Below are 20,346 nucleotides of genomic sequence, written 5' to 3'. Positions count from 1 at the left end.
GTTCGTCTCCTGTCGTGGAAGGCATGAATGCCGCAACGATTATCCCGGGTAAGGGCCGTTTCATTGACCCAACGCAATCGCGGGGCCGATGGTTTGGCCTTGGGCGGGGGCATCAGGAAATTGATGACACCATGCCGTTGACAGACTCCCTACTAGAAGGTAGACAAAAGGAATGAGCAACCTTTTGACAACCGCCGACGAAATCCTTGCTTCTGCGCGAACCTTGATCATGAGCGGAGGCTATAACGGTTTTAGCTATGCCGATATCGCTGAGACCGTTGGAATCCGGAAGGCCAGTATCCATCACCATTTTCCGAGCAAGGTCGATTTGGTTCGCACGCTTGTACAGCGATACCGTGAGGAGGGGGAGGCAGGCGTGGCGGCGCTGGAGCAGAACGTGCAGAACCCGCTCGAACTCCTCAAGATCTACGCGGGCTATTGGGCCCAATGCATTGAGGACGCGAGCAGGCCTTTTTGTGTTTGCGCTCTGCTTGCGAGCGAGCTGCCGTCTCTACCGCCGGAAGTCGCAGCAGAAGTAAGAGCTTTTTTCCGCTTTGTCTCGACGTGGCTGACCTCGGTCATGGAGCGCGGCTCACAGCAGGGGGCTTTGAGGCTTTCGAGCGAGCCTCGCGTTGAAGCGGAAGCGTTCATGGCATCCGTCCACGGAGCTATGCTGTCCGCGCGTGCCTACGGCGCTCCGGAAATGTTTGCCGCCATTCTGGCGCCCACTCTGGAGCGTCTGTCTCCAGCGGTCGTCCAATAACGTTCCGGGCGGAGACAAACCGCCCGGCGGATTTCTACGGCAAAGAAAACTACCAACTAGTAGGAAGGATTGGCATGATGAAGAATATTCTCCCCGAGAAGGCAGCAACCGGCCTCGTCGCTCACCAGCTCCTTGTCGGAAAGAATGGCGTGGTTCCCTCAATGTAAACCACATCGTCGTCGCTGGTCGGATCGGCCCGCCCTACCGGTTCGACCGGCTGGTTGCGATCTCCAATACAACTCGGCGTGTAAGCCAACTTATTCAAATCAGATAAGGATTTCACCATGGCACACTACCAAACGAGCTTCGCCGTGAACGGCAAGGATTATTGGTTGAAGCGATACTATTTTGCGCGAGCCGCCTTCTCCGTCATCTGGGTCGCGGCAGCATTGACGGTTGGCCGCCAGTCCTTCTCCGCAGCGGCGGTCTTGCTGATCATCTATCCCGCCTGGGATGCTGCCGCCAACTACGTCGATGCCAAACGAAACGGCGGTCTGGCACATAACAGGAGCCAGGCGATCAACGTGGCGGTCAGTTCGGTGATGACCGTTGCGGTCGTCGTCGCTCTCACAATGAGCATGAACTGGGTGCTTGGCGTTTTCGGTCTCTGGGCAATATTTTCCGGCCTGTCGCAGCTCAGCACAGCGGTTCGGCGGTGGAAAACAAGCGGGGGACAGTGGGCAATGATCCTGAGCGGCGGTCAGTCCGCCGTGGCGGGCACATTCTTCATCGCGCAAGCGCTGAAGCCCGACACACCTTCGATTGCCAATGTTGCGGGTTATGCTGGTCTCGGTGCCTTCTATTTTCTTGTCTCAGCCGTTTGGCTCACCGTCAGTCATATGCGGCAGAAGAGTGCCTGACACGGTTGTGCCTGCCGATTGCTGAACAGGTGCATCCTCGAACATCCACTTCGCAAATCGCCGAGGTCACAGGCGAGCGGCTAGCGTTGGAAGGTCAGGTGGACGGTGCCACTCGGTGCCGTTTCTGCCTTGACTGTACAGCCAGCTTCCAAGCCGCGCAGATCGTCCCACAGGCGAATGCCGCGCCCCAGCAAAATCGGAGCGATGGCAACATGAAGACGATCGACAAGGCCCGCCCTGAGGAAGTCGCGAACGATGGTGGGGCCGCCGCCAACCCGCACGTCCTTGCCGCCCGCTACACTAACAGCCCGCTGGAGCGCATCAGCAGGCGTGGTGTCGATGAAATGAAAAGTCGTCCCGCCGGCCATCTCCAAGGAAGGCCGTGGCCTGTGAGTAAGGACGAAGACCGGAACCCGGAACGGTGGCTCGCCGCCCCACCAGCCACGCCAGTTCGGATCATCGGGAAAGTTGTGGAGTCCGAACATGCCAGCACCCATGATCTCGGCACCCACGTTATCGAAATACTCCTTCGCGTATTCGTCGTCGACACCTGTGGTCCCCGCTCCCGTCGTATCCTTTAGCACGCGCTCGCGGAACGTTCGCGTTGCAGCATATGCTCCGACGAGACGCGGCCAGTCCTCGCCGAACGGGGCTTCGGGCGTCTGGTCCGTCGTTGTCGCGAAACCATCGAGCGAGATCATGAGGTCGACACGAACTACCACTGGAGTCCTCCTTGTGAGTGGCTGCATAACCGCCTCATTATCAAGTGGGGCCGGATACTAAGGTATGTACCTTTGTATCTAAGGCCGAACAGTAAGGCAAGTGCCTTCCTGTTCTTGACCGGAACCCCAGGCTGTTTTAATAAGTCGCATGCCTTACCATTCGACTCCGCTCGACCTCGCCTTTCATGCTCTCAGCGACCCGACCCGCCGCGCGGTGGTATCGCGGCTGGCTGAGGGCGAGGTGCCGGTCAGCGTCTTGGCAGAGCCTTTCGACATGGCACTGCCCTCCTTCGCCCAGCATCTCAAGGTGCTGGAAGATTGCGGACTGATCGTCAGCCAGAAGCGCGGGCGCAGCCGCTGGTGCCGGCTGGTGCAGGCGCGCTTCGACGAGGCGGCGGACTGGATGGTATCGGAGCGCCGGCGCTGGACTGAGCGGTTGGATCGGCTCGAAGTTTACCTGGAAAAAACCGAAGAGGACGGTGAAGGACATGGCAAGCCTGTTTGAGACATGGTCGCTCGACCGCGAAATCGTGCTGGTGAAGCTGCTGAATCACCCCCGCGAGAAGGTCTTTGCCGCCTGGATGGACCCCAAGGCGCTTGGCGAATGGTACGGCCCGGCCGGCCTCAGCATCGAGACCCACGAAGCCGATATCCGCGAGGGCGGGGTCTGGCGGTTCGACATGGTGGGCGTGTTCGAAGGCAAGGAGCAGCGCTTCCCGAACCTCATGCGCTTTCTGGAGATCGTGCCGAACGAGCGGATCGTGATGGACTATGGCACGCCCGACCCCGATGACCCCGATCGCTTCCGCGCCACGGTGACCTTCGATGAGCAGGCCGACGGCAAGACCGTGCTGACAATGCGCCAACTCCACCCCAGCGCCAAGCGGCGTCAGGTGGTCATCGGCTTCGGCGCGGTGGAATACGGGCTGCAGACGCTGGACGGCCTCGCCGCTTGGCTAGAGGGCTGACGAGATCTTTCTCAAAATGCCCTTTCGCGGAGGTAAAATTCTGAGATTCTGTAATCGCGTCCGCCGCGACCAATTCCGCTCGGCCTCATTCAAACTGTTGGTCTTCGATACCCTTCGGATAACGATCGAGCGTCAGGTTCAACTGGATACCGTGCTCAAGCCATGCCTTTAACCCCGCAAGCAAAAGCGTGAAGCCTTGCGTGGAATCAGCGACGTAGCGCATGAGCTTATCGGCATCTCCCGTCCATCCGGACTCCTGGACGCGTACAAAAGTCGTACCATCCGGAATGGATTGAAACGTCCATTCCACGGTCGTCGGGCCGCTATAACCGGGCCATTCTATCACGACGCGCTTGTTGGGCTCTACGACCTTCGGCGTGACCTCGATGGAGACGTCGTGGCTCTCCCAATCCCACTTGGCGGCCTTACCAGTCTCCAGCCTTCCGCTACCTTTGCTGAACCAGAATTTCGTCGTGATGTCCGGGTTCACGATCGCTTCGAACACATGCTCGACCGGCTTGCGGACGAGCATTCCGGTCTTGGCGATCGGTATACGCGTGATCTGAGGATTGTTCATCACTCTCTCCCACTATCTAGCGAAAACACTATTTCATATGGCTGGCTCCTCTTCGCAGCCAAGGGTCTGTCCTGGGCGGTTATTCAGTTTTGCTCATCGCTCAGCATGTGATCCGCCAGGCTGTAGCAATGGCTTGCCTGATAGGCGTTCCGGCCCCGGTTCATGTGCGTGAGGTTGAAAGCCCGGATGGCCTGCAACGCACGGCGCGTCGTCAGGAACTTGCTGATTGAGGAGAAACCGCGGACCTTGATGCCGAACATGTCCTCGCCGCGGGGGAAGAAATAGCTGACATCTTCCGGCGTCACGACACTGCTCTCAAGAAAAGCTTCGTCCACCCGGCCGTGATCGAGCGAACGATCGGTGGTGAAATCGGAAAGGTGCACCACGAAAAGCGCGCGGATGTCCTCGCCGTCTGCATAGAGCGAGAACAGCTCCATCCAGCTCGCATTGATGCGAATGAGAGCCTTGCCCGCCGTCGAGGGCAGGCAGGAAACGGACCAATAATATCGCTCGGTCCGGCGCGGGATGGGAATGCAGTCGCGGCCGTAGCGCCTGAGGATCTCCAGAACCTCCGGCGCTTGTGGGCGGCGCAGCAGCTTCTCAAATCGCGCGATATACTTGAAACGCAGTTCGAGGGATTCCAAGCGCTCGTCGGCGTCGCGCAGCATCGTTTTGCCCTCCATCCAATCGTGCTGGAGCTGGAGATCCAGAAACTGGCGCAGGCCGGTGCTGCTTGGGCTGCGAGCGGCGCTCATCGGCGGTCCAGCAGTCTCGCCACCGCCTCGCGGACAAGGGCGGGGACGCTTTCGGCGTCATCCAGATAGGCCCTTTCCAGCAGGCCGTCAGAAAGCGCGACGAGGAGGGAAGCGGTGACGGAAGGAGCGGGATCACCGTCCTCCGCGAGAAGGTCTTTAAGGCTGTTGTGATACCAAACGCGGCGCGCATTGATCGCCTGCCGCACAGGGCTGGCTGGATCGGGGTATTCGGCCGCCGCGTTGAGGAACGGACAACCCCGCCAGCCTCCCGCGGTCACAGCTTCGCTGATACGCCCCATGATAGCCGAGATCATTTTCCGAGGCGGTTGCTTCGGAAGCGCGGCCACTGCCGCCCGCCCGAGCCGGTCTATCTCTTCGAGATAGGCGACGACGAGGTCATCCTTCGACGGAAAATGCTTGTAGAACGTCGCCTTGGCCACGCCGGCTTCCGCGATGATGCGGTCGATGCCGACAGCGTGGATGCCTCCCTGGTAAAAGAGCCGGGTCGCAGTGTCGAGCAAACGGCGCCGTGCGGAACCTGTTTCGGGAGGGTTGAGAGAAGTTTTCTGATCCATCGGTTGACTATAACAGACAGGTCTGTATATTGCAACTTACAGACAGACCTGTCTGTATAGGAGGATATTATGAAAATCGGCAAAACATCTGAAATCGTTCACCGGTTCAATCGGGCCTTTGAGGAGCACGATCCTGAACTCCTCGATGACATCATCGGCCAGAACTGCGTCATGGAGTCGATCCAGCCAGCACCGGATGGCACCCGGTACGAGGGCTACGATGTGAATCTGGCATTCTGGCGGGCCATGGCGGCCGACCGCGCCAACCGCTTCGAGTCGGAAGAAATCTTCGTGATGGGTGATCGCGCCAACATCCGCTGGCGCTTCCATTTCGGCGACGGCGGCTCGCTGCGCGGGGTCAGCCTGATCCGTGTCCGTGACGGTCGGATCGTCGAAGCCCTGGCTTATGCCAAAATACCCGGTCAGTCGGCGCCCTTGCCTGAGTAGTTGTGGCAAGGACGACAAGACGAACGAGAGTCGCAATCATCTTCATTTTTTGTTCAACCGGAGCCTGGTTCATCATCGGCCACACGCAGGCGATCGACGGCGGCTCCATCGCTCTATGAGGTGAGAAATGACCAGTGACAGCAAAGTTACCCGCCAAATCGTGGAACGCTTCCACAACGCATTTGAGAAGCATCGCCCCGAAGACCTTGATGATCTCATCGGCGACGGCTGTGTTCTCGAAAATACGGCGCCGGCCCCGGATGGAGCGCGCTACGAAGGACGTGAGGCTTGCCTCACCTTCTGGAAGGGTGTTGCGTCCTCCGCCAACCTTGTCTTCAAAGCTGAGGAAATCTTCGTGATGGGCGATCGCGGGATCGTCCGCTGGCAGCTTCGCTGGAGCGATCGCGAAGCGGACCGGGTTCGAGGCGTCAACATCATGCGCGTCCGGGACGGAAAGATCATCGAGGGTCTGGGGTACGTGAAGGGGGGCTGACGTTCCGATCACGAACCGGCGATCCCAGCGGGTCGCTATCCAGGACCACGCACTGCGGCGTGCTGCCCGAGCAAGGCGCCAGCCCAAAGGAGGAGTAGACCCATGATCATCATAGCCGGCTACACCCGCACCGATGCCAAGAAGCGGGACAGCACCGTGGAAGCCTTCAGGGGCATGGTCGAACGCGCGAGGGCGTATGACGGCTGTCTCGACTTCTCCATAAGCGCGGACGCGGTCGATCAGGAGCGCGTCAACCTCTTCGAATGCTGGCGCGACCAGACCACGCTGGACGCCTGGCGCAAGATCGCGAAGGGGCCGCGCGGGAAACCTCGAGAGGTCGCCGTGAGCCTCTATCGCGCGGACAAGGCCGAAAAACCTTTCTGAGGACCAGCCATGTCGACTGCGAAGACACCGCCTTACTGCACCTCGTTGACATAGCGGTGGTTGGCGGTGGTTGCCCGGTGCGCTGAAATCAAAACCGGTACAGCCATCTGGTCATAGGCCACTTCGTCGATCGTTAGGACCGCTGCTGGCCGGCTCAGGTCCAGCCAATGGGCATCGCACTCGGCCGCAAGGTCGGCACCGATCTGCTCGCGTATGGCCGAGATGCGGATCCCATAATTTTCCAGCAGATGCAGGTAGAAGAGCTGAGGGATTTCCTCCGGCGTTTCCGGGAAGTCGGGGACCCGTTCGCGGGAAAGCGTCAGTGTCTCGTGCATGATCGGCCGCTCGTCGACGTAACGCACCCTGTGGAAAGTGACGATCGGCGATCCTTCGTCGATCTGAAGTTTTCGCGCATCGGCAGCGGAAGCAGCGCTCCTGTCGAGCGAAGTCACCTTCGTGACCGATTTGCTGAGCGAACCATCCAGCCCGTGCAGTCGAAAATACTGAAAAAACAGGCGCAGGCTGTGCTGCGGCTTGCGGCCGGTCACGACGGTGCCGGTCTTGCGACGGCGGCTGAGAAGGCCGTCATTGGTGAGATCCATCAGCGCCCGCCGGATCGTGCCCACGGCCACGCCGTAGGTTTGCGACAGCGCCACTTCGCTCGGCAGAACCGCACCCGGTTCCAGTTTGCCAAGCATGATCGCTTCGGTGATCTGTCGTTTGACCACTTCATAGAGCGGCAACGACAATTCCGTCAACTTGATCACTCCTGATGAATTATTGGGCAGTTCCGGCAATGATTTGCCTCTTCTTTGGAGTTGACTCGGGGTCTCGATCTACGCAGTATTACTATATAGTTTATATTAAAGCGCAAGCTGGGAGGCTGGCGCGACGGGTACCGAGGACACTGCCATGAACGCGCCGCAGCCACCTTCTTCGCAACAGATCCTTGGACCTGCCATGGCAGCGATTGAGCGGGATGTCGAGGTTGCTGTCGATGATCTGGCCCGGATGATCGAAGTTGACACCTCATTCCCGCCGGGTCTGGGCTATGACGCTTTTGCCGATCTGATGGCCGAACTCCTTTCGCCCTTGGGGTTTGCGTTTGAGCGGGTCGTCGTGCCGCGTGATCTTTGGTACGTGGCCGGTGGGCCGGCATCCGGCGAGCGGGCCAACCTCATTGCCGCCCGCGAAACGGGAAAGCCTGTCTGCGGTCTTTATTATCATGTCGATACGGTCCCGGCCGCGCCTGGCTGGGCACGCGATCCGCTGAAACTGACGGTCGAGGGTGACGATCTGTTTGGGCTCGGCGCAGCGGATATGAAGGGCACGATCGCAGCAACTCTGCTGGCGTTGCGCGCCGCCAAAAAATGCGGGCTGCCTCTCTATTACGATCCGATGCTGCTGCTGTGCACCGATGAGGAAGGGGGCCTATATCCCGGCATTCGCTATCTGGCGGAGCAGGGCAAGTTGAAAGGTCATATCCTCAATTTCAACGGGTCCGCGGCGCCGCGCATCTGGGCGGGCTGCTTCGGCGTCTTCCATCTGCAGGTGACGATCAGGGGGCACGCCGTTCATGCAGGCGAAGGCAATCGCACCGGCGCCGGCATCAATGCTATCGAAGGTGCCTTGCCCTTGCTCAATGCCTTGATGGCATTGAAGCCGGACGTGGCAAGCCGGGCATCCGCACTGACGCCGCCGCCGCACGCGTCAGGTCCGCTGCGACCGCAGCTTTCGATTTCGGCCGTCAACGGCGGCACCGCCGGCGGACAGGTGCCGGCGGAGATCAAGATTCTCGTAAGCCGGCGTTACGCTCCGGAAGAAAGCTATGAGGATGCGCGCGCCGAGATCGAAAGCGTGATCCGCGACAGCGTTGCCGACACGGGGCTGGGGTTCGAGATGGATCTTGTCGGCCACCTTATCCCGACGAACGATCCGGAAGGTCCGCATTGGCCACGCTGGCAAAAGGCGCTGTCGCTGGGCTTCGGCTACAAGCCGGAAGACTTTCAAAAATGGGGCGCCGCAAGCTGCTCCGATTTCGGCTACGTGCAGAAGTCCGGCTTTGCACAGGAGGTGCTGCTGGGCGGGCTCGGCCGCCCGGAAAGCTGCATCCACAGTCCTGAAGAGCATACCACCCGTCAGGACATCATCGCCTTGGCGAAAAGCATACTGGCCTATCTCGCGGCGGACTTCGCCGCCGACGCCATTCCTGAAAACCGCGCCTGAACCATAAGGGAACTGAAAAATGCTGGAAATGAAACGTCGCTTCTTCCTCGCCGGCACCGCCGCCGTCTTTGCTGCACCGGCGCTTGGCCTGGCGCAGACCGCAAAGCCGGCCAAGGGCGGCACGCTGCGCATCTCCGTTGACCAGGCTGCAAGCGTCATCCATCCGCTTTTGACCCGCGTCAATCCGGAATACCTGGTGACCGAACTGCTCTACAGCAACCTGACGCGCCTGAAGGTCGACATGTCGGTCGAGCCGGATCTGGCCGAAAGCTGGACGCCCAATGACGGACTGACCGAATGGACGTTCAAGCTGCGCAAGGGCGTCACCTTCCATGACGGCTCGCCGTTCACGGCAAAGGACGTCGTCGCCACCTTCAAGGCAATCCTTAATCCGGCAACCGCGTCGCCCGGCCGCAACAATGTCGGCCCGATCTCCGATATCGTCGCCGTCGACGATACGACCGTGCTGTTCAAGCTCTCCGGCGCCTATGCCGACTTGCCGGTCGCCATGGCCTACACCAACGCTCGCATCATTCCGGCCTCGATCGCCACCGGCGATCTCAAGAGCCTCTCCACCAAGGCTGTCGGCACCGGCCCGTTCAAGCTGGTATCCTACGAGCCGGACCGCCTGATCGTCGTCGAACGCAACCCGAACTATTACGACCCGGCCCGCCCTTATCTCGATCGTATCGAGGTCCAGGTATTCCCGGATATCTCCGCCGAAGGCTCGGCGATGATCGCCGGCAATGTCGACATCATCTCGACGCTGCAGCCGACCGAATACCTGCGGCTTGACGGCAATGACGGGGTCGAGGTCCTGCGCACGCCGTCCGGCCAGTTCTGCAACATCAACTTCGGTTGCGACACCGCACCGTTCAACGACGCGCGCGTCCGCCGTGCGATCGCGCTCGCGGTCGATCGCGAGGCGATGGTCAACTTCGTTACCGAAGGATTTGGCACGCCGGGCAACGACACGCCGCTGAACCCGTCCTACCAGTTCTTCAAGGCTGCCAAACAGCGCCAGAAGAATATCCAAGAAGCCAAGAAGCTGCTTGCGGAAGCCGGTTTCCCGAATGGCCTGCAAGCGACGCTCATCGCCTCCGACCGCCCGGCGGTGCGCACCCAGCTTGCCGTCGCCCTCAAGGAAATGGCCAAGGAAGCCGGCATCACCATCAACGTCCAGACGATGCCACATGCCACCTATCTGGAGCAGGTGTGGAAGAAGGGCAGTTTCTACGTCGGCTTCTACAACATGCAGCCGACCCCGGACGGAATCTTCAAGCTTCTCTATACTTCGGATGCCTCCTGGAACGAGACTCGCTGGAACAACAAGGTCTTCGACGCCCTGGTCGCCGAAGCTCGCGGCACGATCGACGCGGCCAAGCGTACCGAGCTTTACACCAAGGCCCAGGAACTGATGAACGAGGAAGTGCCCTCGATCATCCCGTCCTTCTTCGACGTGCTGTCGGCCAAGCGTAGCTGGGTCAGCGGTTATCAGGCGCATCCGCGCGCCTCGGTCTTCCGCCTCGATTACGCCTCCCTGACCGACAAGGCGCCCAAGCGCGGCTGACCCCGAACAATGCCGGGCGCCCTTTGGGCGTCCGGCTGGTGGAACAAGGAACACGACCGTGTCCCCGAACTATATAGCCAAGCGGCTGGTGATGATCGTCTATACGCTCTTCATCGTATCGCTCATCGTCTTCGCCATCACCCAGATCCTGCCGGCCGATGCCGCCGTCATGATGCTGGGCGAGAATGCGACACAGGACGCCCTCGCGGCGTTGCGCGAAAACATGGGGCTCAATGCCCCGGTGTGGCAGCAATATGCAGCGTGGCTCGGTCACGTGCTGCAGGGCGATCTAGGCACCTCGCTGCGCACCGGCCAGCCCGTCGGCCCGGTCATGTTCGAGGCGCTCGGGCGGTCGCTGCTTTTGGCCTTCCTGTCGATCGGGCTGATGCTGGTTCTTGCCATTCCGCTCGGCATCATCGCCGCCGTCCGTCGCGGCAAGATCGCCGACATGGTCGTCAGCCTGATCTCCTATGCCGGCGTGGCGCTACCCGAATTCGTCACCGCAACGGTCGCCGTCCTCGTCTTCGCCGACCTGATGAAATGGTTGCCGCCGACCGGTTATGTGCCGCTCACCGAAAATTTTGCCAGCGGCATCGCGCATCTGGTCCTGCCGGTCTGCGTCATTTCGGTGATCCTGATCGCCCACGTCTCGCGGATGGTTCGCTCGGAACTCGTCGATGTGCTGCACACCGATTATATCCGCGCCGCCCGGCTGAAGGGGATTTCACGCGGGCAAGTCCTGCGTCGCCACGCGCTGCGCAATGCGCTGTTGCCGACCATCACCATCGTTGCGCTCGATGTGGGTTACCTGCTCGGTGGCGTCATTGTCGTCGAAGAGATCTTTACCATTCCCGGCATCGGCCGCCAGTTGATCGTGGCGATCCAGGCGCGTGACCTGCCGGCCATCCAGGCCGGCGTGCTGATCATGGCGGCCACCTATTCGATCGTCAATTTCATCGCCGACATCCTCTATGCCTGGCTCGACAAGAGGATCCAGTATGACTGATTTCATCAAACGCCTCCTGCGCACGCCGCAGGGCGCGATCGGCGTGTTGCTTGTTCTGCTGGTGCTGGTGATCGTGCTGTTCGGACCAATGCTCGCGCCGCACGACCCGGAAACTCTTGCACCGCTTACGCGATACAAGGGCCCGAGCGCTGCCTATTGGCTGGGAACTGATCAATACGGCCGCGACATCTTCAGCCGCCTGCTGATCGGCGCCCGCGCCACCGTCGTCATGGCCGTGCTCGCAACCATCGCCGGCACGCTGCTCGGCGCCTTCGTCGGCACCACCTCCGCCTTCCTCGGCGGCCGGGCGGACGAACTGATCATGCGCACCATCGACGCCGTCATGTCGATCCCGAGCCTGCTGTTTGCGCTTCTGGTGGTCAACCTCCTGGGGTCCAGCACGGTCAACGCACTGATCGCCGTTGCCATCGCGTTCGCGCCGGGCATGGCCCGCATTACCCGCAGCGTCGCGCTGTCGGTGCGCAAGCAGGATTATGTCAATGCGGCGGTCGCTCGTGGCGAAAGCTCTGCCTACATCATCCTGCGGGAAATGCTGCCGAACGTCATTGCGCCGATCATCGTCGAGATGACAATCCGCATTTCCTTTGCGGTCATGCTGTTTGCGACGCTCAGCTTTCTCGGTCTCGGTGCACAGCCGCCGGCGGCCGAATGGGGCCTGATGGTCTCGGAGGCGCGCCGCTACATGCATCTGAGTGCCGGTATCCTGATCTGGCCGAGTGTGGCGATCGCCGTTGTCGCCGTCGGCTTCAACCTTCTGGGCGACGGTCTTCGCGATGCCCTCAATCCGCGAACCTGAGGCCGCCATCATGACAACAAAACCAGAAACTCCGGTTCTCGCGATCGAGAATTACTCGTTGGATTACGACACGCCCTCCGGCGTCTTCCATGCGCTCAAGAACATCGACCTTTCCGTCCACCGGGGCGAAATCCTCGGCCTGGTCGGTGAATCCGGTTCCGGCAAGACCTCGCTTGCCTGGTCGATCATGCGCTATCTGCCCAAGAACGCGCGCGAACCAGGCGGCCGCATCCTGCTGAGCGGCGAGAACCTTCTCGAAAAGACCGATGCCCAGATCGAGGCCTTTCGCGGCCGGCGCATCAGCATGGTGTTCCAGGATCCGAGCACGTCGCTCAACCCGACCCTGTCGCTCGGCACGCAGCTCGCCGAAGTGCTGGTCCGTCACCGCGGGCTGACGCGGCAGCAGGCCTGGAAGGAAGGCGAGGCGATGCTTCACCGCGTCGGCCTGAAGACGCCGGCCGCGATGATGAACCGCATGCCGCACGAGGCATCGGGCGGTGAGAAGCAGCGCGTCGTCATCGCATCGGCATTTGCGTGCAATCCCGAATGCATCATCTTCGACGAACCGACGACGGCGCTCGACGTCATCACCTCATGCCAGATCCTCGACCTGTTCGTGGAACTGCAGGCCGAGACCGGTGTCGCCTCGCTCTACATTTCCCACGATCTGGCGCTGGTGTCGCGCACGGCCAGCCGCGTCGCCGTCATCCGTCGCGGCGACATCGTAGAGCAGGGTGCGGTGCGTGATATCTTTGCCAATCCGCAGCAGGATTATACCCGCGAGCTGATCGCGGCGGTTCCCGATCCGGCCCGCAGGCTGGTTGGCGACATTGTCGTTGACGCGGACAAGCCGCTGGTGCGTATCGAAAACGTCAGTGTCCATTATGGGCGCAAGCCGTTTCTGGCGGCGCTGACCGGCCGCGCCAACGAACGCGTTGCTGGCAACAATGCCATCAGCCTCAGCATCAATCCGGGGGAAATTCTCGGCATCGTCGGTGAATCCGGCTCCGGCAAGTCGACCCTGGCAAAAGCGATGACCGGTCTCAACCGCTTCGAGGGCAAGATCTGGTTCGACGGTCGCGAGATCAGGAACCTTGGCGACATGGACAATGCCTATCGCAAGGACGTGCAGATCATCTTCCAGCACCCCGACGCCTCGCTCAATCCCCGCCAGAAGATCAGCGAAATCCTGTCGCGGCCGCTAAAGCTGTTCGGGGACGCGTCTCATCTCGACCAGAAGGTCGGCGACATGCTGGAGCAAGTGCGCCTGCCGCGCACCCATGCCCAGCGGTATCCGCATCAGCTGTCGGGCGGCGAGAAACAGCGTGTGGCGATCGCCCGTGCGTTTGCCTCCAAGCCGAAATTGGTGATCTGCGACGAGATCACCTCGGCGCTCGACGTATCGGTGCAGGCGTCCATCGTCCAGCTGCTGCTGGAACTGCAGAAGGCCAGCGGCACCGCCTACCTGTTCATTACCCACGACCTCAACCTTATCCGCCAGATCGCTCACCGGATCGCCGTGATGTATCGCGGCAATCTCGTCGAGATCGCACCCGCAGCAGACATCGATAGCCAGGATCGCGCCGAATATACCCGCCGCCTGATCGAGGCGGTGCCGCGCGCGGCCGGCCAATACCTATGACAATGCATCAAGGAGTATGACAATGGACCCGAAATCCCTGGTGGATCGGATCGACGAAAAAGCCTGCATCGATTTCCTGTCGAAGATGGTCCAGCACAAGAGCCATTCGGAAACCGATGGCGAGCGTGATCTTGCGCGCTACATGGCCGGCGAACTGGAAAAGATCGGGGTTGAAGCCGAATTGCAGCCGTTCGACGAAGGCCGCCGCTTCAACACGATCGGACGTCTCAGGGGCGCCGGCGGCGGCAAGAGCCTGCTGTTCAACGGTCATCTCGACACCAACCCGGTCACCGAAGGCTGGACGGTCGATCCCTATGCCGGCCTCGTCGATGACAAGTTCATCTACGGTATCGGCGTGTCGAACATGAAGGCCGGCGATGCCGCCTATTTCTGCGCGGTCAAGACGCTGCTCGATGCCGGCGTCAGGCTCAAGGGCGACGTTATCCTGACCTTCGTGGTCGGCGAACTGCAGGGCGGCGTCGGCACGCTTGCGGCGATCAGGCACGGCGTCAAGGCGGACTATTTCATCAACAGCGAGCCAAGCGATCTCGTCGCCGTCACCATGCATGCGGCAGCTCTCAGCTACGTCATCGAACTGACCGGCGACACGCGCCATCTCTCCAAGCGCGAGGAATCCGTCGACGCGATCGCTGCAGCTTGCGACATCATCCCGCGCATCAACGCCATGACCTTCAGCGGCGCCAGGAGCGACGTGCACCGGTCGATCAACCGCGGCCATGTCGGCGTCGTCCATGGTGCGCTCGGGCGCGGTCTCGAAGAATGGCGCCCGCCGCAGGTCGCGGATTTCGTCCGCCTCAAGGGCTCGTGCCGTTATGCGCCGGGGCAGACGCAGGAGGGCGTGCTGGCCGATCTCGAAAAGGAACTGGTGGCTCTCGAAGGCCGCTTCCCCGGCCTCAAGGCAAAGCTGGTTCCGGAACTGATCGAGGGGCGCCCGCTGATGCCGCCCTTCGAGGTCTCGCCGACATCGCGCATCGTCAAGTCGATCAACGCGGCCTATGAAGCCGTGCGCGGCGAAAAACAGCCGACCGGCGCGATCACGCCAACCCGGTTCTACGGTACCGATGCCGGCCATCTCTACAAGGAGCTGGGCATGGAAGGCATCGTGTGCGGCCCCGGCGGCCGTTACAACACCATGCCCGACGAGCGTGTTGACATCGTCGACTATCTCGACATGATCCGCGTCTACATGCTGACCATCCTCGATATCTGCGAGGTTGCCTGACCATGTTCTCCCGGGCGGAATTCGATCGCCGTATCGCATGCGCCCGGGACGCCATGGCGTCCGCCGGCGCCTCTTACTCTCAAGCTAGTCCCTAAGCGCTGTGTCGCGGTATCAATCTTCCCGTGAAAAGACGATTGAGATCCCGCTCTTCCGGATCCGCCAAGACCTTGACGAGGCATTCAACCATTTCCGTAAGGGGCTGCCGATAGGTGGTGAGGCGGTAGTTTGGATTGTCCGCCTGGGGCACGTCGTCGAAGCCCGTAATGGCAATATCCTTGGGAATTTCCAGTCCCAGCTGGTGCCGGATAACGTCGCTTGCCCCCATGGCGAGGGCGTCATTCTCGCAAACGATAACATCCGGCAAGTCTGATGGCCCTCGATGGCTTAACGTTTCCATCACGATAGTTCCGGCCAGCGCGGGATCGTAGGCAGGAACCGTCACCGACTCGGGTCGGAACGAGAAATGTTTTCCCCAGTATTCGAGAAATGTTTCTTTCCGGAGCAGATGTGCCGAATAGCTTTGCGGCCCTGCAAGGAATAGAGGACGTCGATATCCACGTTGATGCACGTAACGCGCCAGTTCGGTCATTGCTCCGACATCATCGACCGCGATCGAGATAGTGTTCGGATTCTCCGAACTGCGGGCGAAGACGATCAGCTTGCGGAAGCGGCGAGCCTGGAGCGCGGTTTCCAGTACGTCGTCGTCAAACTGGATGCCGATCAGGATTACTGCGTCGACGCGCCGCTGGCTTGCATTCAAGAGCGCATGGCCTGCATCGTCTCTGTTCAGCGTATTTACCAGCAGGATATCCCAGCCCTCGCGCCGCAGGATACGGGTGAGGTGCTCCATCATGACCAGTTTGTGCGGATTGGCGAAGTCGTCGATCAGCAGCGCTACCAGGTTGGATCGGTCCGAGGCAAGGCTTGCGGCACGCAGATCAGGCAGATAGCCGAGGCGTTCTGCCGCAACCATCACCTTCTGGAGGCTTTTCGGCGAGATGGATGCATCCTTGCGGAAGGCGCGATTGACCGTCCAGCGCGACACGCCTGCGGCGATTGCGACATCGTCCGCCGTGACGTTTTCGGCAAAAGGGTGTCTCTTTTCGTTTGGCATTCCGATCTCCCGCCTCTGTTTTGTATTGGTTTAGCCTCCATTGATAGCGCCTTTTTTGTTTATCCCATCTTTTTTGCTCGCGAGAGCAGATTTTTCTTGCTCGCGCGAGCAAATGTAGAGATAGTCCATTCCAAGGCGGCGGGAGGCCGCTTTCAGGAGGATATCAGTGCTGAGAATTGGACTGCTGGGTGCCGGCCGCATTGGCCGCGTGCACGCCATTAATATTGCCGGTCATGCCAGGAGCGAACTGGTCGCCGTGTCGGACGTTAACGAAGAGGCTGCCCAGTCTCTGGCCAGCTCCTATGGTGCGAAGGCACTGAGTTCCGAGGCGATCCTCAAGGACACCTCGATCGACGCCGTGCTGATCGCGACCTCGACCGATACCCATTCCGACTTGATCGAGGAGGCCGCAAAGGCCGGCAAAGCCGTGCTCTGCGAAAAGCCGGTGGATCTCTCGCTGCAGCGGGCCAAGGCATGCTTGGCCGTGGCTTCGGCCACCGGTGTCCCGGTCATGATCGGCTTTAATCGTCGCTTCGATCCGAATTTCGCGAGGATCAAGGCGGCATTGGACGCCGGCGAAATCGGCAAGCCGGAATTGCTTTCGATTACCTCGTTCGACCCGGCACCGCCGCCGGTCAGCTATATAAAGGTGTCGGGCGGGCTGTTTCGCGACATGATGATCCACGACTTCGACATGGCGAATTTCTTGATGGGAGATGCGCCGAAGACCATTCACGCGACTGGCACGTCGATCGTCGACGCCGAAATCGGCGCGGCTGGCGACGTCGATACCGCCGTCGTGACGCTGACCTATGCCGACGGGCGCATCGCGGTTATCAAGAACAGCCGCCGTGCCGTCTACGGTTATGACCAGCGTGTCGAGTTGCTGGGCGCTGAGGGCCTGCTGTCGGCGGCAAACGTGCTCGAAAACACGGTGTCCAAGGCGACGAAGGCTGGCGTGACAAGCGCCAAGCCGGAGTTCTTTTTCCTCGAGCGCTACATGCGCGCCTATGCTGCGGAATGGGATGCCTTCCTGCGCGCCATTCTCGACGGTGCCCCCATCCCGGTCACGCTGGCGGACGGCGTCGCGGCGCTGGCGATGGCCGAGGCTGCGACCCAATCGGCAAGGTCGGGCCAATCGGTTGATCTGGCGCCTTAAACATTAGCGCGATGGCCGTGGCCATCGCGCACGCATTGCCGCGGCACACGGGAGGTGTCGCCGCCGGCTTTCGGTTCCGGCCTGCCTGGCCGGAGGAATGGACGTACGGGAGTGACGTCCAAAGGGGAACTTAATCGGGAGGTTAGCATGAAGAAATTATTAGCATCCGTCGCCATCGCCGCGGTAGTCGCCATGGCGGGTCCGGCCCTTGCAACCGACATCATCGTCGTGGCTCACGGCCAGGCGAACGATCCGTTCTGGTCGGTGGTGAAAAACGGCGTCGAAAAGGCGGCCAAGGACACAGGCGTTAAAGTCCAGTTCCGCTCGCCGGAGACCTTCGACATGGTCCAGATGGGCCAGATGATCGACGCCGCGGTCAACCAGGACCCCGATGGCCTCGTCGTCTCGATTCCTGATGGCGACGCGCTGGGTCCGGCGATCAAGCGCGCAGTTGCCGCCGGCATTCCGGTCATTTCTATGAATTCCGGTTCGGATGTCGCGCATAAGCTCGGTGCGTTGCTGCATGTCGGTCAATCGGAATTCGACGCCGGAAAGGTCGCCGGCCAGAAGCTTGCCGAGTTGGGCGGCAAAAAGGCCATTTGCGTAAACCAGGAAGTCGGCAACGTTTCGCTCGACCTGCGTTGCGCCGGCTTCAAGGAAGGTTTTGGCAAGGCAGTCAAAGTGCTCCCGACCACCAACGATCCGGCGGAAGTCGAAGCCAAGGTGCGCGCAGCGCTGGAATCCGATCCTGACTTGAACGTAATCCTGGCACTCAACGCCTCGCTCGTTGGCGAGCCCAGCGTCAAGGCGGCGCAGGCGGTTGGACGCAACGGCGTGCTGATCTCCACCTTCGATCTGTCGGCCGGTTTTCTCAAGTTCATCGCGGACGGCAAGGCGGCATTCGCGATCGACCAGCAGCAGTTCCTGCAGGGCTATCTGCCAGTCGCCTTCCTCGCGCTCAATGCGCAGTATGGCCTTGTTCCGGGTGGCGACGTTCCGTCCGGACCGAACCTCGTGACCAAGGAGGCTGCCGCCAAGGTCATCGATCTTTCGGCCAAGGGCATCCGTTAACCGCAGTTGATTGCCGGGCCGCAGCGTTCCACGTCGCGGCTCGGCCACCGATCAGGAGACAGGTCAATGTCGACAGAAACGCTGGCGCGAGCGGACGAACGGATCAAAACCGAGTCCTTTGCAACGAAACTCATGAAGCGGCCGGAATTGGGGGCGATCGGAGGGGTCGTTCTCGTCACCGTGTTCTTTTTCCTGACCGCAGACCGCACCATGTTCACGCTATCCGGGATCATGAACTTCATGACCCCGGCCGCACAGCTTGGCATTCTCGGCATCGCCGCGGCCATGCTGATGATCGGCGGCGAATTCGATTTGTCGATCGGCTCGATGGTGGCCTTTGCGGGCATGGTCTTTGGCGTCTTCGTCGTCAATGTCGGCATGCCGCTCATCATCGCAATACCATTGACGATGGGGCTCGCCGCGGCACTTGGCGTGACCAACGGGCTGATCGTGCTGCGCACCGGGCTGCCTTCCTTCATCGTCACGCTCGCAGGTCTTTTCGTGCTGCGGGGCGCATCACTGGTCGGCCTGAAAATGTTCACCGGCGGTTCCACCCAGTTGCGCGGCATCCGCGAAGCGGTCGAGGGGGATTTCCTGGCGCCGATCTTTTCGGGCGACGCCTTCGGATTTATTCTGACATGGCTGGCAAAGGCGGGTCTTGTCGACAGCTTCAAATCCGGCGTGCCAAAAGTGCCGGGCATCCCGGTCGAGATTCTCTGGTTCATCGTCTTCGCGCTGGTCGCAACCTATGTCCTGCTGCGCACGCCGGCCGGCAACTGGATTTTTGCCACGGGCGGTGACGCCTTGGCGGCGCAGAATTCCGGTGTGCCCGTACGTCGGGTCAAGATCTCGCTGTTCATGCTGACGGCCATGGCCGCCGCGCTCGTTGCCATCATCACTGTGATCGATGCCGGTTCCACGGATGCCCGCCGCGGCTTCATGAAGGAGTTCGAAGCGATCATCGCCGCGGTCATCGGCGGCTGCCTCCTGACCGGCGGCTACGGTTCCGCGATCGGTGCCTTCTTCGGTGCGATCATCTTCGGCATGGTCACCATCGGGCTGACCTATACCCGCTTCGATCAGGACTGGTTCCAGGTGTTCCTCGGCTCAATGCTGCTGCTCGCCGTGATCTTCAACAACGTCATCCGCCGACGTGTGACCGGAGAACGCTGAGATGTCCGCCCCTATCATCCATATGGAAAACATCAAAAAGCACTATGGCAACGTCATCGCGCTCAACGGCGTGACCTTCGACCTGCTCGCCGGGGAATGCCATTGCCTGCTCGGCGACAACGGAGCCGGCAAGTCGACCTTCATCAAGACCATGTCGGGCGTGCACAAGCCGACCGAGGGCTCCATCACTTTCGAGGGAAGGCCGCTTTCCTTCGACAGCCCGCGCGACGCCATGGAGGCCGGCATCGCCACGGTGTTCCAGGATCTGGCAATGATCCCGCTGATGTCCGTCACTCGCAACTTCTTCATGGGACGCGAGCCGACCAAGGGGCGGGGCCTGTTCAAGCGCTTCGATATCGACACCGCCAACGAGATCACCATGGCGGAAATGCGCAAGATGGGCATCAACCTGCGCGGCCCCGACCAGGCGGTCGGCACGCTTTCGGGTGGCGAGCGGCAGACGGTGGCGATTGCTCGCGCCGTCTATTTCGGAGCCAAAGTGCTGATCCTCGACGAGCCGACCTCGGCGCTTGGGGTGCGACAGACCGCCAATGTGCTTGCGACCATCAAGCGTGTGCGCGCTCAGGGAATAGGCGTCGTGTTCATCTCGCACAACGTCCGCCATGCGCTTGCCGTGGGCGACCGTTTCACGGTGCTCAACCGCGGGCAGACGCTCGGCACCGCTATGCGCGGCGAAATCACTGCCGCCCAGTTGCAGGACCTGATGGCCGGCGGCCAGGAAATGGCCGAGCTCGAAGGCTCGCTCGGCGGAACGATCTGA

General features: G+C 61.0%; 23 protein-coding genes. 17 read left to right on the top strand and 6 right to left on the bottom strand.

Annotated elements, in window-relative coordinates:
- Positions 1 to 172: 172 nt before the first annotated feature.
- Both C5J22_RS02000 and C5J22_RS01995 read left to right on the top strand, forming a co-directional pair.
- Positions 173 to 763: a TetR/AcrR family transcriptional regulator gene (locus tag C5J22_RS02000; RefSeq protein ID WP_105436926.1), complete on the top strand. Its 591-nt coding sequence runs from the start codon at positions 173 to 175 to the stop codon at positions 761 to 763.
- A 284-nt stretch (positions 764 to 1,047) separates the two neighbouring features.
- On the top strand, positions 1,048 to 1,623 hold the full coding sequence (locus C5J22_RS01995; protein ID WP_105436925.1) for a DUF308 domain-containing protein: 576 nt from the start codon (positions 1,048 to 1,050) through the stop codon (positions 1,621 to 1,623).
- Positions 1,624 to 1,703: 80 nt separating this feature from the next.
- Here C5J22_RS01995 and C5J22_RS01990 read toward each other — a convergent pair whose 3' ends face one another.
- Positions 1,704 to 2,345 (bottom strand): dihydrofolate reductase family protein, encoded by a 642-nt coding sequence (locus C5J22_RS01990; protein WP_105436924.1) that lies wholly within the window; start codon positions 2,343 to 2,345, stop codon positions 1,704 to 1,706.
- Positions 2,346 to 2,493: 148 nt separating this feature from the next.
- Here C5J22_RS01990 and C5J22_RS01985 point away from each other — a divergent pair, with 148 nt between their 5' ends.
- Together C5J22_RS01985 and C5J22_RS01980 are read left to right on the top strand one after the other, a co-directional pair.
- Positions 2,494 to 2,850 (top strand): helix-turn-helix transcriptional regulator, encoded by a 357-nt coding sequence (locus C5J22_RS01985; RefSeq protein WP_105436923.1) that lies wholly within the window; start codon positions 2,494 to 2,496, stop codon positions 2,848 to 2,850.
- Positions 2,834 to 3,313, top strand: coding sequence for an SRPBCC family protein (locus tag C5J22_RS01980; RefSeq protein ID WP_105436922.1), 480 nt, complete (start codon positions 2,834 to 2,836; stop codon positions 3,311 to 3,313). Before C5J22_RS01985 ends, C5J22_RS01980 begins: the two co-directional genes overlap by 17 nt.
- Before the next feature lie 85 nt (positions 3,314 to 3,398).
- Here C5J22_RS01980 and C5J22_RS01975 read toward each other — a convergent pair whose 3' ends face one another.
- The 3 genes from C5J22_RS01975 to C5J22_RS01965 form a co-directional block, all read right to left on the bottom strand.
- Positions 3,399 to 3,890, bottom strand: a complete 492-nt coding sequence (locus tag C5J22_RS01975) for an SRPBCC family protein (RefSeq protein ID WP_105436921.1) — start codon at positions 3,888 to 3,890, stop codon at positions 3,399 to 3,401.
- A gap of 83 nt (positions 3,891 to 3,973) precedes the next feature.
- Positions 3,974 to 4,645 (bottom strand): hypothetical protein, encoded by a 672-nt coding sequence (locus C5J22_RS01970; protein WP_105436920.1) that lies wholly within the window; start codon positions 4,643 to 4,645, stop codon positions 3,974 to 3,976.
- Complete coding sequence (locus C5J22_RS01965) at positions 4,642 to 5,220, bottom strand: TetR/AcrR family transcriptional regulator (protein WP_105436919.1); 579 nt, start codon at positions 5,218 to 5,220, stop codon at positions 4,642 to 4,644. Before C5J22_RS01965 ends, C5J22_RS01970 begins: the two co-directional genes overlap by 4 nt.
- Before the next feature lie 69 nt (positions 5,221 to 5,289).
- Between C5J22_RS01965 and C5J22_RS01960 the strand changes: the two genes are divergently transcribed.
- The 3 genes from C5J22_RS01960 (at position 5,290) to C5J22_RS01950 (ending at position 6,544) form a co-directional block, all read left to right on the top strand.
- The gene (locus C5J22_RS01960) at positions 5,290 to 5,667 is read left to right on the top strand and encodes a nuclear transport factor 2 family protein (RefSeq protein WP_105436918.1); all 378 of its coding nucleotides are present in this window, start codon (positions 5,290 to 5,292) and stop codon (positions 5,665 to 5,667) included.
- Positions 5,668 to 5,794: 127 nt separating this feature from the next.
- Positions 5,795 to 6,160 carry a nuclear transport factor 2 family protein gene (locus C5J22_RS01955; RefSeq protein ID WP_105436917.1) on the top strand — a complete coding sequence of 122 codons (366 nt, stop codon included), beginning with the start codon at positions 5,795 to 5,797 and terminating at the stop codon, positions 6,158 to 6,160.
- Positions 6,161 to 6,262: 102 nt separating this feature from the next.
- Positions 6,263 to 6,544 (top strand): putative quinol monooxygenase, encoded by a 282-nt coding sequence (locus C5J22_RS01950; protein ID WP_105436916.1) that lies wholly within the window; start codon positions 6,263 to 6,265, stop codon positions 6,542 to 6,544.
- A gap of 32 nt (positions 6,545 to 6,576) precedes the next feature.
- On the opposite strand, the gene C5J22_RS01945 is transcribed toward C5J22_RS01950, so the two are convergent.
- Entirely contained in the window at positions 6,577 to 7,311 is a 735-nt protein-coding gene (locus C5J22_RS01945; RefSeq protein WP_245440261.1) for a GntR family transcriptional regulator, read from the bottom strand.
- Positions 7,312 to 7,456: 145 nt separating this feature from the next.
- Here C5J22_RS01945 and C5J22_RS01940 point away from each other — a divergent pair, with 145 nt between their 5' ends.
- The 6 genes from C5J22_RS01940 to C5J22_RS01915 are packed head-to-tail and all read left to right on the top strand — an operon-like array spanning position 7,457 to position 15,048.
- Positions 7,457 to 8,770 carry a M20 family metallopeptidase gene (locus tag C5J22_RS01940; RefSeq protein ID WP_105436914.1) on the top strand — a complete coding sequence of 438 codons (1,314 nt, stop codon included), beginning with the start codon at positions 7,457 to 7,459 and terminating at the stop codon, positions 8,768 to 8,770.
- A gap of 19 nt (positions 8,771 to 8,789) precedes the next feature.
- Entirely contained in the window at positions 8,790 to 10,340 is a 1,551-nt protein-coding gene (locus C5J22_RS01935) for an ABC transporter substrate-binding protein (RefSeq protein WP_105436913.1), read from the top strand.
- A 58-nt stretch (positions 10,341 to 10,398) separates the two neighbouring features.
- Entirely contained in the window at positions 10,399 to 11,346 is a 948-nt protein-coding gene (locus C5J22_RS01930; RefSeq protein ID WP_105436912.1) for an ABC transporter permease, read from the top strand.
- Entirely contained in the window at positions 11,339 to 12,163 is an 825-nt protein-coding gene (locus C5J22_RS01925; protein ID WP_105402607.1) for an ABC transporter permease, read from the top strand. The genes C5J22_RS01930 and C5J22_RS01925 overlap by 8 nt, the downstream gene beginning before the upstream one ends.
- A gap of 10 nt (positions 12,164 to 12,173) precedes the next feature.
- Positions 12,174 to 13,805: an ABC transporter ATP-binding protein gene (locus tag C5J22_RS01920; protein WP_105437182.1), complete on the top strand. Its 1,632-nt coding sequence runs from the start codon at positions 12,174 to 12,176 to the stop codon at positions 13,803 to 13,805.
- 22 nt (positions 13,806 to 13,827) lie between these two features.
- On the top strand, positions 13,828 to 15,048 hold the full coding sequence (locus C5J22_RS01915) for a M20 family metallopeptidase (protein WP_105436911.1): 1,221 nt from the start codon (positions 13,828 to 13,830) through the stop codon (positions 15,046 to 15,048).
- Positions 15,049 to 15,139: 91 nt separating this feature from the next.
- On the opposite strand, the gene C5J22_RS01910 is transcribed toward C5J22_RS01915, so the two are convergent.
- Positions 15,140 to 16,162: a LacI family DNA-binding transcriptional regulator gene (locus C5J22_RS01910; protein WP_105436910.1), complete on the bottom strand. Its 1,023-nt coding sequence runs from the start codon at positions 16,160 to 16,162 to the stop codon at positions 15,140 to 15,142.
- A 166-nt stretch (positions 16,163 to 16,328) separates the two neighbouring features.
- Between C5J22_RS01910 and iolG the strand changes: the two genes are divergently transcribed.
- The 4 genes from iolG (at position 16,329) to C5J22_RS01890 (ending at position 20,346) form a co-directional block, all read left to right on the top strand.
- Entirely contained in the window at positions 16,329 to 17,321 is a 993-nt protein-coding gene (iolG, locus tag C5J22_RS01905; protein WP_105436909.1) for an inositol 2-dehydrogenase, read from the top strand.
- A 147-nt stretch (positions 17,322 to 17,468) separates the two neighbouring features.
- Entirely contained in the window at positions 17,469 to 18,392 is a 924-nt protein-coding gene (locus C5J22_RS01900) for a sugar ABC transporter substrate-binding protein (protein WP_105402613.1), read from the top strand.
- 66 nt (positions 18,393 to 18,458) lie between these two features.
- Positions 18,459 to 19,565 (top strand): ABC transporter permease, encoded by a 1,107-nt coding sequence (locus C5J22_RS01895; RefSeq protein WP_105436908.1) that lies wholly within the window; start codon positions 18,459 to 18,461, stop codon positions 19,563 to 19,565.
- A gap of 1 nt (position 19,566) precedes the next feature.
- Entirely contained in the window at positions 19,567 to 20,346 is a 780-nt protein-coding gene (locus tag C5J22_RS01890; RefSeq protein ID WP_105436907.1) for an ATP-binding cassette domain-containing protein, read from the top strand.

Origin of the sequence: Neorhizobium sp. T25_13, assembly GCF_002968675.1 — a bacterium.
GTDB classification, from domain to species: domain Bacteria; phylum Pseudomonadota; class Alphaproteobacteria; order Rhizobiales; family Rhizobiaceae; genus Neorhizobium; species Neorhizobium tomejilense.
The sequence above is the reverse complement of the archived record's forward strand: the minus strand, read 5'-3'. Positions and strand labels throughout refer to the sequence as shown.